We start from the raw sequence: 16,491 nt of genomic DNA, 5'->3' as shown, positions 1-16,491 counted from the left end.
TTTGATTTGATTTATAGTGGAACATACAAAGAGGCGATTATGGGACAAATTCAAAATCCGGACATAGGCTCTAAATTTGGAAAATATAAATGATGAATAAACTAACAAAGAAAACCAAAATTCTTCTCGGTGTAATAGGGTTATTGTTTTTATCAATCTATGCCTATACCCAAGGCTTTTTCTCTACCACAAAAGAAATCGCCTCACTTGGTGTTTCAACGGACGGCAATTATGCTGCAAGTATCGATTGGAAAGGAAATCTTGTACTATGGGATATTCAAAATAAAGAAAAAACCGTACTTTCCCGTAATGCTAGCGGGGGGAGTATGTACTTTATCCCTAACAGTCATGAATTTATGTGGCAAGATAAGGATAATGTCGTACATATTCAAAATGTGAAAGGCGATGAAATTTTTAGCTTTCCTCATTTTAAAACCTTTGGTCATGCGATATCCGAAGATAAAACCTTTTATATCAGTGCCAATCATTCAGGAAAAATCTACAAAGGTTATGGTGATAACCTTATTCCTATTTATACCGATACACCGATTGGAAATTATGAAAACCTAAGGCTAACAGATAAATATATTTTGTCTGTTAGATACACTAACAGTAGAAAAGCACCGGCTGAAATTAATCCTACGGCAAATCCGATTAACCCTAGCATTTATAAGAAAAGTAGCTATGATGGCGTAACATTATGGGATAGAGCAACCTTAAAACCGATTGCCAGATTGTATGGTAATGCCGGAAAAACCACCGGAATTATTAGCCCCGATGAAAAATGGGTGATTACCGGAGACGAAAATGCCCGTAATCGAATGTGGGGCATAGATAATTTAATGAACCGCTTTTCGCTATCTGATCCTTATGATGGCATTTATAATTTATCGGTCGGAGAATATGATAAAAGTCGATTAATGCCACTTACTAAAGAACAATTTAATCGTGCGATGCGTGATAAAACAGTTGCTTATGCGTTTTTAACTGATACCGATTTTATTCGTATTGGCTACATCTATGAAGATGAGGCAGACTCAACAATCGCCTCCATTTATACCGTTGGCGATCCGTGGCTCAAAGGTTTTGTGGATTTAGGCACCTCTCCAATGATTTCAGCCAATAATTACTTTAACAGCCGAACTTTTGCCTCTTCCCCCCAAGCCCATATCTTAGTCACCGGACAAGCCCATGGCGGCGGCATTAACGTTTACAAATATCACCCCGATAAAATGGAACTGGAAAAAATCTGGGTCGCTCATTAATCAAAGTGCGGTTGAAAAATACCCGTTTTTTTGACCGCACTTTATGACTTATTTCCTTTCATCTCAACTTACATCACAAAACCGGCATATCATCATTGCGCTTTTTCCGTTATCAGTGCATAATATGGGTAAATAAGAACGAATCGCATTTGGAGATTTCAATGTCGCGTATCATTGGTTATACGTTATTTCTCATCTTTTTCTTTTCCCAACCTTCTTTAGCGCAGGATAATTATCAACAATGGGTAACGGAGATTACCGCCCGCTTAGATAAAACCACAACGCTTCTTCAACAAAATAATCCCGATGAGGCACGTACAGAAGTACAAATGGCGTATTTTGAAGTGTTTGAAAATTTAGAAGGCCCGATTCGTATTAATTTTTCCGCCCAAAAAAGCTATCAAATGGAAGCGACTTTTGGCGAAATTCGGAAAATGATTGGTGAGGGAAAATCGCTCAATGAAATTCAAACTAAAATTGACGGCTTAAAACAAGCCTTGCAAGAAGTACTACCTTCTTTGATTGAAGGACATCAACTCAACGCAGACGGACAACACGGCGTTTATCAAAACGATCAAATTTTACCTTATTGGCAACAAAGTTTTAAAACCATCGATGATTTCGTGGCACAAGCCATTGAAGCCTATCAACAAGGCGATTTTGCCAAAGCCAAACAATCTTTCCAACAAGCACAATATGCCGGCTATAAAAATTCGGAAATGGAAATGGCTATTCGCACCAATCGTTCTGCCGAACAATCTGCCGCCATCAATCAGCAGTTCTACAATTTAATTCGTTTGAGTGAACAAGCGGATCAAATGACGGAAATTGCCTATCAAAGTACCAATCTTTTGCAGGATATTGAAGAACAATTACCGAATTTGCCGGCTACGCGGGAAGAACAAAACGGACAAAATGATGCAACGCCATCAACGGAAAGTGCGGTGCAAAATTGGCAAGAAATTGCCAATCAAGTGAATCAGGACATTCAACAGGCTATTTCACTTTATGAAAAAGGCGAACAGAAAAAAGCCATACTTGCCGTGCAGGATACTTACTTTGATGTGTTTGAAAACAGTGGAATGGAAAACAAAATCGGCTCTCGAGATAGCAATTTTAAAGCGGAAATTGAGGGCTATTTCACCCGAATGGTGAGCTTAATGAAAGCCGGTCAAGGGGAGAAATTACAGGCACAGGCGGAAGGACTGGCACAAAATTTATCAAAAGCCGTATCAATGTTACAAGGCGGAGAACAAAGTGATTGGTCGCTATTTTTATATAGCTTATTGATTATTTTGCGTGAAGGTTTGGAAGCATTATTAATTGTCGCCGCCATTGTCGCCTATTTGGTGAAAAATAATCATAAAGACAAACTACCTACTATTCGCCAATCGGTTTATGTGGCACTTATCGCCAGCGTGATCACCGCATTTATCTTCCAACTTATTTTTGAAAATTCCGGTCAGAATCGTGAATTATTGGAAGGTATCACAATGATGATCGCCGTAGTAATGCTTTTTATGATGAGCTATTGGCTGCTTTCTAAAGTGGAAGCCCAAAACTGGAAGCGTTATTTGGAAGGTAAACTTTCCACGGCATTAACAGCAGGATCCCTTGCAGGATTATGGTTCACCAGCTTCTTGTCGGTTTATCGTGAAGGGGCAGAAACCGTGCTGTTTTACTATGCGCTTATCGGCGATGCCAAAAGTGCGGTCGGTTTAGTTTATCTTTTTGCCGGTTTCCTTGTGGGCGTGTTTTTACTGGCAATTTGCTACTTCATTATGCGTTATAGCGTAGTGAAATTGCCACTCAAACCTTTCTTTATGTTTACCGGTACATTTATGTATGTGATGGCGTTCGTATTCGCCGGTAAATCCGTGTTAGAACTCATTGAAGGCAAATTGTTTGAGCCGACTTTAATAAACAATGTGCCGGAAATTTCGTGGCTCGGCATTTATCCTTATGTCGAAACTTTAGTTCCGCAAATGGTTTTAATCATCGCTGCCGTTTTTGCTTTCGTAGTGATGAAGTATCAAAGCAAAAAATCAGCATAACCTCTCAACTTAGGAGATCTCAATATGAAAAAAGCACTCATCGCAACCACACTTGCAGCCGGTTTGTTTGCAGCCAATGCTCAGGCGTTCACGGAATATCCAATCGGCGAGGCAGTAACGATGAATGATATGGAAATTGCCGCCGTTTATTTAAAACCGATTGATATGGAGCCGCGTGGTATGGGCTTACCGGCAACAAAATCCGATATTCACTTAGAAGCGGATATTCACGCCGTGAAAGGGAATAAAAATGGTTTTGGCGAGGGCGAATGGATGCCTTACCTTACGATTAATTACACCTTAGTGAATACCGATACCGGCGAAAAACAAGAAGGTACCTTTATGCCAATGGTTGCCGGTGACGGTCCTCACTACGGTGCAAATGTAAAAATGATGGGGGTGGGTAACTATAAATTAACCTATCATATTGATCCACCATCAAAAGCAGGTATGCACCGCCACACTGACGGAGATACCGGTGTAGGACGCTGGTGGAAACCTTTTGATGTTAATTATGAGTTTAAATTTACCGGCTTGAAATAAAATGATTTTGGGGGATACCGTGATTCGTATCCCATAATCTGTGTCAAGGATGACAGCATACCGAAATAACATTTAACCTTGGGTAACCCATTACCCAAGGATTTTTAGTTTTACAACGATTTATGACCTACTTTTTTATCTTTCTACTCCAATCGCTATTACCGATTTCACTTTTACTCGGCGCATCTTGGGCAATAAAACAGGAAACGCTTTCCCCAAAATCACTCATTTGGTTGAGTCTTTTCGGGGTAGTTGGCGGAATGTTGCTACGCCTTAATTTACCAAACGGGCAAATTCCTAATCTTATTCTTACGCTGGTTTTTCTCACCGTATTTTTCCTTTTTGCCCTCACTCAGTGGCACAAATCAGGCAAAATTGCGGCTATTTGGCAATTTGCTTTAATGTTTATTGCCGGTGCGACTTGGGCAAAAGATCCCAATATTGCCGCGCTGACTAATACCGATGTGGTTAATACGGATTTTATTTTGAACCTCAGTGCGATCGTTTTTGGCGTTATTTTGTGTTTTATTCTCTCGGCGTGGAGCTATTTACTGCTCAAACAGCAACAAAAAACACAAGGAAAATCCACCACACTTTTTGCTCTTAGCTTTCTACTTTGGTTTGCCTTAGTGATTCCTTTATTGGGTGAATTACTACTTATTTTAATGAAGTTACAGATAGTGGAATTGACCAAAGTGCGGTTAAGTTTTGCCGCCAAATCAGGAGCGATCACAAGTTGGTTAAATATATTTTGTGTCGTAATAATGCTTGTTGTGTTGGCTATTTTTACCTTTCAAACCCACACTCAACGTCAATGCCAAGCCAAAGAGGAATCCAACCCTATTGAAAAACGGAAAAAATTGGCGTTGGTGCAAAGCTCAAAACGTATTCTCCATTGGGGATTGAGTGCCGCCTTTTTAATTTTAGCAAGCCAACTTTATTGGGAACAGGTCGCCTCCCGCCCCCCACAACTTTCTGAAGCCGTGCCGGTTAGTCTTGATGGTGCGCAGCAAGTCCATATCCCCATTGAACAGGTGAAAGATGGCAAACTTCATCGTTTCGTCTGGATTGCCGATGATGGTAAAGCGGTACGCTTTTTTATCATTAATCGTCAACCGAACAAACTTAGCCTCGCCGCCGTATTTGATGCGTGTTTATTATGCGGTGATCAAGGCTATGTAATGCAGGGCAACCAAGTGGTGTGCGTAGGCTGTGGCGTGCATATGTTTATTCCCTCTATCGGCAAACCCGGTGGCTGTAATCCTGTGCCGATTGAAGATTGGCAACAAACGGAAAATGAGATCATCATCCCCCGAACTTCACTGGAAGAGGGCTTAAATTTATTTAGCTCCATTGTGGAAATTGAAGTCCAAGATCCGATCAGTGGCGCAAAATTAAAAAACACCAAAACGGAATATAAATACAGCTACGAAAACCATACCTATTTCTTTGAAAATGAAAGAAATCTTGAGCTATTCCGTGATAATCCTGAGAAATATCTAGGCAGTGAAAAAGGAAAAGAGGAATAACAATGTTAGCAAGAATGTTATTTCAATCTTGGCGTTTTGGCATTAAACGTAAATTACTTGCCATCATCACAATTTTCTTGGCGGCAGGATTGGTTTCCGCCCTGCTTGCGGTATCTATTGATATTGGCGATAAAATGGCAAAAGAATTGAAGTCTTATGGGGCGAATATTCTCATTGAGCCGGCAAGTCATACTATGTTGCCTGATGAACTCAACGCCAATGCAACACTTGCCGATCAGGACTTTATTGATGAAAAAGAGCTGCCGAATATCAAAGATATTTTTTGGCGTAACAATATCGTAGGTTTTGCACCGCAACTAACCGCTACGGTGAATGTTGAAAAAGTAATGGAAAAAACAACGGAAAAATCAACCGCACTTTCCACACGTATCGCCATTCTCGGCACATTTTTTGATCACCATATCGCTATTCCCGATGAAGAAGATTACCACACCGGACAACGTATCATCAGCCCTTATTGGCAGGTGCAGGGCAGTTGGGTGGAGGATTTGGAAAATCATTTTGGTGAACAAATTCCCGTATTGATCGGACAACAACTTGCCAAGCGTTATGATTGGAAAATCGGTGATCTACTGAATTTGCGTTATCAGGAAAATGATTTTACCAACCAAAGTGCGGTCAAAATTCAAGGCATTTTAAGCACCGGTGGTGCGGAAGATAACCAAATTGTAATGCCGTTAAGTGCCGCACAAAATTTACTGGGTTTGGAAGGAAAAGTGCAATCGGTGAAAGTTTCCGCCCTTACTGTGCCGGAAAATTCACTTTCACGCAAAGCTCGCGCCAATACCGATGCTTTAGATGCGGAAGAATACGACCGTTGGTATTGCACCGCCTATGTTTCTTCCATTTCCCACCAATTAGAAGAAGCCATTTCCGGTGCGGTTGTTCGCCCAATTTGGCAAGTGGCGGCATCGGAAGGCGTGGTTATCGGCAAAATTCAATTATTACTGGCGGTGGTTACTGTGGCGGCACTCATTGCCGCCGCAATGGGAATCGCTTCACTAATGAGTTCATCCATTATTGAACGGGCAAAAGAAATCGGTTTGATGAAAGCCTTGGGCGCATATCAATGGCAAATTGTTTTGCTGTTTTATTGTGAGGCGGTTATTGGCGCACTTATTGGCGGTTCGCTAGGCTGTTTTGCCGGCTGGGGATTGGCAAAATTTATTGGTTCGGCATTGTTTGGCGTGCCACTTGGTTTTGCTTGGATTGTCGTCCCTTGTGTGCTGGTGCTTTCAATTTTCATTGCCCTTATCGGTACTTGGTTTCCGGCACACCGCATTGCCAAACTTTATCCTGTCGAGGTGCTTTATGGCAGACAATAGAAGTATGTTTTGGCGATTAATTTTTCGCGCCCTTCGTTTACGTTTACAACGGGTGATGATTATTTTCAGTGCCTTGACGGTTGGGGCAGCGATTGCCACGGCAATGGCCGCCGTTTATTTCGACATCAATACCAAAATGAGCCAAGAACTGCGTACTTTCGGGGCAAATTTTTATCTTGGTTCGGCAAGCGGCGCAATGGTGGAAACCGCTCAACTTGATCGTCTTATCCAACAGGCTCCCGAAGGACTCATCATTGCCGCAAGCCCTTATCTTTACGGCGTAACACGCAGTGAATTGGAAAAAATTGTCATAATGGGTGTGCGTTTTGAAGATATGCGAATTTTAGCCCCTTATTGGCAAATTAACGGTTCTGCCATCAATGTGAATTTTGACGATCGCAATGCAATGATCGGTAAAAGCCTTGCGGAACGGCTTCATTTAAAACTTGGCGATAAATTGCAATTATCAAAAAATGCAGTGGAAAAACATCAATTCACCATTAAGGCCATTGTAGAAGCCGGTGATGCGACAGACAATATGTTAATTGTGAATATAGATTTTGCACAAAATTGGTTAGAAAAAGAGGGGCTTGCCAATAATGCCCTCCTCAATGTTAAAAATGATCCCACTCAAGTCGAAACATTTGCTCGGCACATTATGACGCAAAATAACGAATTTGTGGCACGCCCGATTCTAAAAGTTTCTGTTTCCGAAGGACAAATTTTAGATAAAATCAAAGGCTTGATGGGCTTAATTTCCTTGGTTATTTTGGTGCTTGCCACCCTTTGTGTAAATACCACTCTGATTGCCATTGTGGGCGAACGGGCGAAAGAATTTGCCTTACAAAAAGCCTTGGGCGCAAAACAATCGGACATTATCAAACAAATTTGTACCGAAATTCTGATTATCGCTATCGCAGCGATTGTGGTGGGATTAGGGCTGGGCTATTTGCTTGCCCAAATTTTGGGCTTAACCGTGTTTAAATCTTACATTGATATGCGGCTGCCTGTGCTACCTATTACCCTTGTGCTTTCCCTGTTTGTGGCATTTATTGCCGTGATTATTCCGACACGCCGTGCGTTACATATTCAAATGGCGAACGTGTTAAAAGGCGAATAAAAAATACGAGAGAAAATGATGACGCAATTTGTAATTGAAACCCAACATTTATATAAACGCTTCGGGCAGGTTACCGCCCTTGAAGATATTAATATTCAAATTAAGCAAGGTGAATTTGTCGCCATTATGGGGGCATCCGGTTCGGGTAAAACCACTTTGATGAACATTCTCACCGGCTTGGATACCGCCTCCGAAGGGAAGGTGATATTAGATGGTGTTGATGCAGCCCGATTAGATGAAATCGGTCGCCAACGTTTCCGTGCGGAAAAAATTGGCTTAGTATTCCAACAATTCCATTTAATCCCTTATTTAACTGCCCTTGAAAATGTAATGCTTGCCCAACATTACCACAGTGTGATTGATGAAGAGGCGGCAAAAGCGGTGCTGGAACAGGTAGGGTTGGGACACCGAATCGATCACCGACCAAGCCAACTCTCCGGCGGCGAACAACAACGGGTGTGTATCGCCCGGGCTTTGGTGAACCAACCACCGGTGATTTTTGCCGATGAACCTACGGGCAACTTAGATGAAAAAAATGAAACCTTAGTGTTGGATTTATTACAGGCATTGAACCGTCAAGGCAGAAGCATTGTGATGGTTACGCACAATCCAGCACTGGGTGAATTAACGGATCGCACGATTTATCTTCAACACGGCAAATTTTTAAAGGAACAAAAAAATGAACGTTAATTTATTCTTTAAATCGTTACTATTAAGTGCGGTCATTTTTGGCACGGTTTCTTGCAAAGAGGAAACCGCCAGCCTTGGCAATCCCGCACCGGAACTTGCCGCCTATGACTTACAAGGGAAGCAGGTGAATTTAAAAGATTGGCAAGGCACAAGGTTGCTCACATTCTGGTCGGAAACCTGCGGCCATTGTATGATGGAACTGAAAGCATTTGAAAAGTTGGCAGCGGAATATCCGAATAAAGTTCAACTTATTGCCATCAATGTGGATGGCGAAGAAATGGACACCAAAGCCGTTGTTGCCAAACACCAATTAACCCAATCTGTCGTGAAAGATCAAATGAAAATCACCGCTGAACGTTATCAGTTAGCCGGCACGCCTACTTCGTTTATTATTGATGAAAAAGGCGACATTTTGGCAAAATTTGAAGGAAAAATTCCACCGGAAGAATTGGATAAATTATTTAAAAATTAAGGATTAACAATGAAACGACTTTATTTACTGATTGCCACACTTTGTAGCGTGACTTTTTTGGCACAAGCACAATCGCCTGCCAATCCGGATTTTGCCAAAGCCGAAAAAATTTATAAACGTTCTTGTGCCACTTGCCACGGAAAACAGGGGGAGAAGGCGGCAATAGGCGAATCTAAAATCATCAATCAATTAAAACCGACAGAAATTTCGACCGCACTTTTAGCACGTAAAAAAGGTGAGATTATCGGGGCAGGCAATCCGGCAAAACAGCGTTTGAGTGAGGAAGATATTCAATCTTTAGCCGAATTTATCGCTACATTAAAATAATTTCTTGAAATTTTTTTAAACTAATCCCAAAATATGCGGTCTCAAAGGAGCTTGGCATTTACCGCCAAGAAACATTTCTTTATTTTAACTTTAAAGGATTATTTATGAACAAATTTACCAAAATGAGTGCTGCGGCATTATTGGCTTTATTTTTAACCGCTTGTGATAAACCTGCCGATAAAACGGCTGATGTGGCAAAACCTGAAACAACGCAGCCGGCAATGAGTGCCGAAGCACAAGAAAAAGCGGATTATGAAAAATTAATTGCGTGGAACCAAGCTCAAGGTGCGGCTCAAGCGCAAAATCAACAAAAATTACAACAAGAATTAACTGCTGCCATTGAAGCAAAAGATGAAAACAAAGCGAAAACAGCGGTTGAAGAATATAACAAAACCGTTCAGGCAACTATTGCAAGCCTAGATGCACTTGATATTAAATCCGATTTAATCAATGCAGCAAAAAATAAAACGAAAGATGTGCTAACCCTTGCCAGTGAATTATTGGTTGATCAACTAAACGTGAAAACCGAAGAAGATCAAAAAGCCTATGCAGAAAAAGCAACAAAATTACAGGCTGAAATGCAAGCATTAGCCCAACTTGGCGCACAAATTGAAGCGAAATACAATCCGGCTCCGGTTCAAGCACCTGCGGCAGAACAACCTGCAGAGCAACCGACACAAGCTCCGGCAGCAAAATAATTTAGATAAAAAAAACTACGGTAAAGCAATTGACCGTAGTTTTTATAGTCCAATCCTTTCTTTAATTTTGTTCGCAAACCCTCCTACACTTACCATAGAATAATTGCGATTTATTTCAATCTAAAGGTGTGAAAGTTGTTAAAGATCCAAAATAACAAAAATGGAAGAAGTAAATATCTCACTTTCATCAAACCTATTTAATGCCACTTTACACACAAAACAAAAGATGACGAAAAAACATACCAGAACATAAGACATGCTACCGTATAAAATTTGATGTAAGAAGTCAGAATTCGTATTGCAACAGTAACCCCCTACCTTCCGCTCAGTCATGTACATCACCCATAGTAAATTGTTTCTAAGTCAGTAAGGTAAAATAAGTGATTTTCTACCGGAGAAGAAAATCAACGCTGTCACATACATCATCATGATGGAAAGATCGTACATGCCATTAATGCAATTTAATCAAATCCAAACCTTAATAAAAGGTAACACCGATGTTGTCATTCAAATTCTAGATAAAACCGTACAAGACTATCATTATGATAAAACAATGGAAACCTTAACCGAAAAGGAGGTAGCGAATGCAATGACAAAAGAAGCATTGCATTATTAGGCAGTTTATATAAATATCTAAACATCGGTATTTGGTAACGAAAAGTAATAACGTTGTCCTACAAAACAAAAGAGCGGTCAAATTTAACCGTAATGCAGATCAATTAATTCTCTTGACGATCGAAAATGATCGTTAAATCATCTGGTATCAACTTTAATACCGGATTATCTATGAAACTCTCACAAGCCCTCAAAACAACTTTTCACCGTTCTTCACACTATCCCCTCAACAAACTCAGCTCCTTCCTTGATGATGAATTGGTCTCTTAAGCTTTAGAAGAAAGTGATATCGCAATAGTGAAAAGAAAGCGTAGACTTCTCCTTGAATCGGTCATTGGCTCGGGCTTTATCGCAAATAATCCTTGAGAAGTATCGTAAACCAACTTGATTTAGCCCTCCCCGGTAAAAAACAGGTGATCCCCCTAGTGCTTTGTTCAAGCCAGACAATGATTGGGGGCAGAAAGCCTAAAACGACTTTTTAAATTAGTTTCACCTTACTTTTATCAAGGGCACCCTAAATGGTGTGGGCTGAATCTCTTTTCCGTAGACGGAGTGATTTTTAGAACAAACATTTGGACGCTCGGACATATCGCAGACAAAGGCTTTATTCTCAAGTAAAAGTGATTTTGTTATATGGATTTAATGAGCCATCAGGTCATTAATAGCGATTATCAATGGTACAAACATCCTCAACACAAAGCCATTGGCTTATTCCCTTACGAAAAGAGGTAAAATACGATATCTTACGTGAATTAGGATTAGAAAAAATAGAAAAGGGTAAGCATTTTCAATGTATTACCTCTCTTCTTGATAATACAACTTATCCGGCGAACGAAGTTGTTTCAGTTTATCGACATCGCCGGAAAATTGAATTGGGTTACCGAGAAGTTAAGCAGTACCTATTGGCACAAGCTTATACATTAAAAAATAAAAAGCCAGAGAGGGCGAGCAAGAGATTTTGGGAAATTTACGGGCGTATAATCTCATCCGAAAGGCAATGACTGAGGCGACAAAGTGCAAAGGAATTCCCCAAAAATAGCCTCAGCTTACCGGATGTAGTGCTTCTGTTATCGCTTACTTCACCGGCGTATCATTATTAAGTCCGGGAAATTCACCTAAGGCGTACCAATCACTTTTAGATGAGTTGGGGCATTGTGAACTTTCTAATAAGAAAAAGTGAAACTATCTGGGAGTCGTGAGAGAAAAAACGCTTAAATATCATATAAAAAGAGCCGGTCAGTGGGTTAACTGACTGGCATTACGGTCAAATTTGACCGCTCTTTTTTGCCCGTTATATTCTAGAATGGGGATAGTCACTAGATAAATTGATATCTACCACCAAGCCTTAAACATCAACATTATTCTTTAATGCCATCGTTTTCGCCAAGACTTTTATAGCGAATTGCATTTCACTTTGGCATTCGCGATAATTTCTAATCAATTCAAATTCCTCTTCACTAATAGCCTGCTTTGATACCGACATATATCGGTCGTGCCACAGATTTTTAATTAAATCGAGATCTTGCTTAACAGATTCAATGTATCGATCAATACACTCACCTCTCGGTGAAATCGAAATATTGTTTTTTAGTTTGTCTGCGAGATCAATTCCTAGAGCCTGTTGTACTTCTGCAGGCATATCACCAACATAATATTCAAATGTCTTACCTTTTACACCGGCTCTTTGCCGTTTCTCCCATCCTTCTCTATCGGCTTTCTTCACGATACCTTTATCGGATGAAGGAAGATTCGGTAAATTCTTATCTATTAACTCCTTGACGGAAAACCATTCTTTAAAGTTCTTCATAAAGTACTTAAAAAGGAACTCATTTTCTTTTTATATTCGTGAGAATTTAAATTTTTTGTAAATTTAAGGCAATACAAAAAAATTAAATTTATTGAAAGGAACTATTGAGTTCCTTTTAAAGTTGATATATAGTTCCTTTCAGTTACTCACAGGATAAATCAAATACTTTTCGAGAGGCGGTAAGCATAGCATATTGTGTAGTAGTATTAAAAGAATGCCTATCTGTTTTTTGCCGTTATTTAGGCGTGTGATATGTTATCGTTAGTAATTTGAATATAGCACGTATTTTCTTACATTCTCTGCATATTTCCTGCTTACCAATGTGTTTATTTGTTCGTGAGTAACTGCCTTTACGGTATTCCTTGATTTAAAAAGTGAATATCGTGTATTGAGTGGGCAGTAAAAATCTATTTTCTGCTATATGTATCTAAAAAAAGATAAGGTAGTTTCTATTTATGCTGGAAGATGATTACGCTTATCAACTAATAAAAGTGTAAAACTTATGTTTATTAATAACTTATCTCAACAAAAACGTCGTTTATTACTCCTTTGTTTCCCAGCCTTATCGCTAAGTTCGGTTCAAGCTGCAGAAGCACCACAAAAAGCCTTCATTGTAAATCCTCCCCAAGAAATCGGTAACGGAAATTTTACAAACTCCGCTGAAATAACCCAAGTAGATGGCCCGGGTAGCTTTGTTGTAGGTCAAGATAATACTATCAAATCAAAAAAAGGATCTTCATCTGCAGTTGGTAATCAAAATGAAGTTGACGGAAAGGATGCGAATGCTTTCGGTGATGGAAACACCGCAAAGGGCGAGCAAGCTCAGGCTTTTGGTGATAATAATCGGGTTAATGGTAATCAATCCTCTTCTTTTGGCGTAAATAATAATCTTGGTGATGTTAATGCCACTATATCAATTAATTCAAGTAATATTTTTGGTTCCGGTAATAAGGTCACCGCTTCTCAAGTCACCGCGATAGGACACGAAAATAACGTAACAAAAGCCAACACTGTTGCCGTTGGGGTAAAAAATACCGTTTCAGAAAATGATTCATTGGCAATCGGTGCCAATAATAATGCTTCCGGCAAAGCATCCATTGCTATCGGCAATAATACATTAGCCTCAAATGAAAGCGCTGTAAGTATCGGTAATGGCACTAAAGCGATCGGCGCGAATTCAGCTGCCATTGGGCGTATAACAAAAGCCTCCGGCAATAATACATTCGCCGCAGGTCATGCCGCAGATGCTTTTGGTGAAAATGCAATCTCCATTGGTTACGGCTCGCTAGGCGCAAAAGACAGTGTCACTATCGGTAAAGATGCCAATACAACACCGTCAGAGCTGAAATTTCAAAATGGTAAAAGCGAATCGGTATCTTCAGGACAAGCTGTGGCAATCGGTGCAAAATCTTTAGCTTATGAACATTCAACCACCGTTGGTTATGATAGTACTGCAAACGGCGTAGGGGCAACTGCACTTGGACACAGCGCTCGCGCTTCAGGAGCAAATAGTATCGCAATCGGTAAGGAAGCATTAGTTGATTGGTGCGCAAATTTAGGCGGTACGGAAGATTGCGGGGCGATCGCGATTGGTAATAAAGCGCAAGTTAATCATGCGAGCAAACAGTCAACTGTAATAGGACAAGGCTCAAAAGCAATTAATGCAGTAGGTGGCGTTGCTCACGGTTATGATTCTCAGGTTTATTCCCTCTATGGTATAGCACTGGGATCCGGTTCTAGATCTGGAACATATAATCATACAGATGTTCAATTTACTACTGCCATCGGTGGATTATCTAACGCCTCGGCTAATTTAGCCACTGCCATAGGAGCACACGCTAAAGCAACGCATGCAAACTCTGTTGCACTAGGTGCTTCATCTCAAACCGGTGACGCAGTTGATACCGATAACGCAACTGTGGGTAATTTGACTTACGGTGGTTTCGCAGGTAATAAATCGAACGGTGCGACAGTATCTGTCGGGGCAGGTGAAAATAATACCCGCCAAATTCAAAATGTTTCCGCTGGGCGTATTACAAAATCCTCGACAGATGCAATCAACGGCAGCCAATTATATGCAACCAACGCGGTTCTTGATAATGTGGCTCAAAGCACTAAAAAGATACTGGGTGGCAATTCGACAGTAAATGCTAACGGTACGCTATCAATGACAAATATTGGCGATACAGGCAAAGATAATGTTCACGATGCCATCAAATTTGTTAAAGAAAATGATAAAAACACCCAAAACACCGTAACGGCAGGAAAAAATCTTGACTTGAAAGCAACGGATAATGCAAACGGAACGAAAAATTATCATTTATCTGTGGCAGATGATTTAGATGTAAGCTCTGTAACCTCAAATAAATACAAAGTTGGAGATAAAACTTACATTAACAAAGATGGGATTAATGCCAATGATCAAAAAATCACTAATGTGACGAATGGTGAGATCAGTGAAATATCGAAAGATGCCATTAATGGTTCTCAACTTTATCAAGTGAAGAATGACATCAATAAAAATGTCAATGCCGCTAAAACTGAGGTGAAACAAGGGAAAAATATTAAGGTCACCGAAACAAAAGGTAAGGATGGTCAATCCATTTATGAGGTTTCGACCACAGACGATCTTAATGTGAATTCCGTAACGTCAAATGAATATAAGGTTGGTAATAAAACCTATATTAACAAAGACGGCATTAACGCCAATAATCAAAAAATCACTAATGTGACGAATGGTGAGATCAGTGAAACATCAAAAGATGCGATTAATGGTTCACAACTTTATCAAGTGAAAAATGACATTAATAAAAATGTCAATGCCGCTAAAACAGAAGTGAAACAAGGGAAAAATATTAAGATCACCGAAACAAAAGGTAATAATGGTCAAGCCATTTATGAAGTTGCGACTGAAGACGATCTTAATGTAAATTCCGTAACCTCAAATCAATATAAGGTTGGTGATAAAACCTATATTAGTAAAGATGGCATTAACGCCAACAGTCAAAAAATCACTAACGTGAAAGACGGTGAGATCAGCGAAACATCAAAAGATGCCATCAACGGTTCTCAGATCTACCAAGTGAAGAATGAACTTAACAAAAATATAAAAGCTGCTAAAACAGAAGTGAAAGAAGGGAAAAATATCAAGGTCACCAAAACAAAAGGTGCTAACGGTCAATCCGTTTATGAAGTAGCAACTGCGAATGACCTTGATGTGAATTCCGTAACTGCGGGCAATACCGTGTTGTCAAAAACTGGACTAAATAACGGTGGTAATAAAATTACCAATGTTGCAGCAGGTGAGATTTCGAATAGCTCTACTGACGGCGTAAATGGCGCTCAACTTCATAATGTTGCAGATAGCACTGCAAAAGCGTTAGGCGGTTCTACTTCAGTACAAAATGGTCGGGTCGTTACTAATAATTTAGGCAATACCGGTAAAAATACTGTTCATGAAGCGCTTTTAGCATCACGCGAAGAAGTAACAGCAGGTAAAAACATCAAAGTCACCAGCTCAAAAGGAGCGAACGGTCAGACGATTTATAATGTAGCCACTGCAGATGATCTTAGTGTAAACAGCATTACATCAAGTGAATATAAGGTCGGTAATAAAACCTATATTAATCAAGATGGTATAAATGCGAATAACCAGAAGATTAAAAATGTAGCACAGGGCGTAGATGATACTGATGCAGTTAATGTTGCACAATTAAAAGCGGCAAATAATAACAGCATTAAAATGATCAACAAATTAGATAGTAAAGTACATCGGGTAGATCGTCATTTACGAGCAGGTATTGCAGGCAGTGCAGCGATTGCTTCCACACCACAAGTGAGATTTAACGGTAAATCAATGTTAGCAATCGGTGCAGCAACTTACCGTGGCGAGTCTGCGACTGCAGTGAAGTATTCTCGTGCATCTGATAACGGTCATTGGACTGTTTCATTATCAGGAAGTATTGATACGAGAGGCAATGCTATTGTTGGTTCAGGAGCTGGTTATGAATGGTAAACAACTAAAA

Annotated in this window: 14 protein-coding genes; 13 read left to right on the top strand and 1 reads right to left on the bottom strand. The window is 40.1% G+C overall.

Annotated features, from left to right (window positions below):
• Positions 1 to 89 precede the first annotated feature (89 nt).
• The 12 genes from BKL49_RS06565 (at position 90) to BKL49_RS06515 (ending at position 11,660) form a co-directional block, all read left to right on the top strand.
• Entirely contained in the window at positions 90 to 1,265 is a 1,176-nt protein-coding gene (locus BKL49_RS06565) for a WD40 repeat domain-containing protein (RefSeq protein ID WP_077423810.1), read from the top strand.
• 161 nt (positions 1,266 to 1,426) lie between these two features.
• On the top strand, positions 1,427 to 3,319 hold the full coding sequence (locus BKL49_RS06560) for an FTR1 family protein (protein WP_077423809.1): 1,893 nt from the start codon (positions 1,427 to 1,429) through the stop codon (positions 3,317 to 3,319).
• A gap of 24 nt (positions 3,320 to 3,343) precedes the next feature.
• The gene (locus BKL49_RS06555; protein WP_077423808.1) at positions 3,344 to 3,862 is read left to right on the top strand and encodes an iron transporter; all 519 of its coding nucleotides are present in this window, start codon (positions 3,344 to 3,346) and stop codon (positions 3,860 to 3,862) included.
• 122 nt (positions 3,863 to 3,984) lie between these two features.
• On the top strand, positions 3,985 to 5,391 hold the full coding sequence (locus BKL49_RS06550) for a Fe-S-containing protein (protein WP_077423807.1): 1,407 nt from the start codon (positions 3,985 to 3,987) through the stop codon (positions 5,389 to 5,391).
• Positions 5,392 to 5,393: 2 nt separating this feature from the next.
• Positions 5,394 to 6,737: an ABC transporter permease gene (locus BKL49_RS06545; protein WP_077423806.1), complete on the top strand. Its 1,344-nt coding sequence runs from the start codon at positions 5,394 to 5,396 to the stop codon at positions 6,735 to 6,737.
• A complete protein-coding gene (locus BKL49_RS06540) occupies positions 6,724 to 7,857 on the top strand; it encodes an ABC transporter permease (protein WP_077423805.1) in 1,134 nt (377 codons plus the stop codon). Before BKL49_RS06545 ends, BKL49_RS06540 begins: the two co-directional genes overlap by 14 nt.
• Positions 7,858 to 7,875: 18 nt before the next feature.
• Positions 7,876 to 8,547 carry an ABC transporter ATP-binding protein gene (locus tag BKL49_RS06535; protein ID WP_077423815.1) on the top strand — a complete coding sequence of 224 codons (672 nt, stop codon included), beginning with the start codon at positions 7,876 to 7,878 and terminating at the stop codon, positions 8,545 to 8,547.
• Positions 8,537 to 9,019 (top strand): TlpA family protein disulfide reductase, encoded by a 483-nt coding sequence (locus BKL49_RS06530; RefSeq protein ID WP_077423804.1) that lies wholly within the window; start codon positions 8,537 to 8,539, stop codon positions 9,017 to 9,019. Before BKL49_RS06535 ends, BKL49_RS06530 begins: the two co-directional genes overlap by 11 nt.
• A gap of 9 nt (positions 9,020 to 9,028) precedes the next feature.
• Complete coding sequence (locus BKL49_RS06525) at positions 9,029 to 9,346, top strand: c-type cytochrome (protein ID WP_077423803.1); 318 nt, start codon at positions 9,029 to 9,031, stop codon at positions 9,344 to 9,346.
• Between the two features lie 104 nt (positions 9,347 to 9,450).
• Entirely contained in the window at positions 9,451 to 10,044 is a 594-nt protein-coding gene (locus BKL49_RS06520) for a lipoprotein HlpB (RefSeq protein WP_077423802.1), read from the top strand.
• Positions 10,045 to 10,489: 445 nt separating this feature from the next.
• A complete protein-coding gene (locus BKL49_RS12320) occupies positions 10,490 to 10,660 on the top strand; it encodes a hypothetical protein (protein WP_158074789.1) in 171 nt (56 codons plus the stop codon).
• Positions 10,661 to 11,333: 673 nt separating this feature from the next.
• Positions 11,334 to 11,660 carry a transposase gene (locus BKL49_RS06515; protein ID WP_077423801.1) on the top strand — a complete coding sequence of 109 codons (327 nt, stop codon included), beginning with the start codon at positions 11,334 to 11,336 and terminating at the stop codon, positions 11,658 to 11,660.
• A 344-nt stretch (positions 11,661 to 12,004) separates the two neighbouring features.
• Here the strand turns inward: BKL49_RS06515 and BKL49_RS06510 are convergent, their stop codons facing one another.
• Entirely contained in the window at positions 12,005 to 12,466 is a 462-nt protein-coding gene (locus BKL49_RS06510; protein WP_077423800.1) for a DNA-binding protein, read from the bottom strand.
• 502 nt (positions 12,467 to 12,968) lie between these two features.
• On the opposite strand from BKL49_RS06510, the gene BKL49_RS06505 reads away from it, so the two are divergent.
• Positions 12,969 to 16,481, top strand: coding sequence for a YadA-like family protein (locus tag BKL49_RS06505; protein ID WP_077423799.1), 3,513 nt, complete (start codon positions 12,969 to 12,971; stop codon positions 16,479 to 16,481).
• Positions 16,482 to 16,491: the final 10 nt, after the last annotated feature.

It is taken from the genome of Rodentibacter myodis, assembly GCF_001999305.1.
Classification (GTDB): domain Bacteria; phylum Pseudomonadota; class Gammaproteobacteria; order Enterobacterales; family Pasteurellaceae; genus Rodentibacter; species Rodentibacter myodis.
Note: the sequence above shows the minus strand (reverse complement) of the source record. Positions and strands in the feature narration are given on the sequence as shown.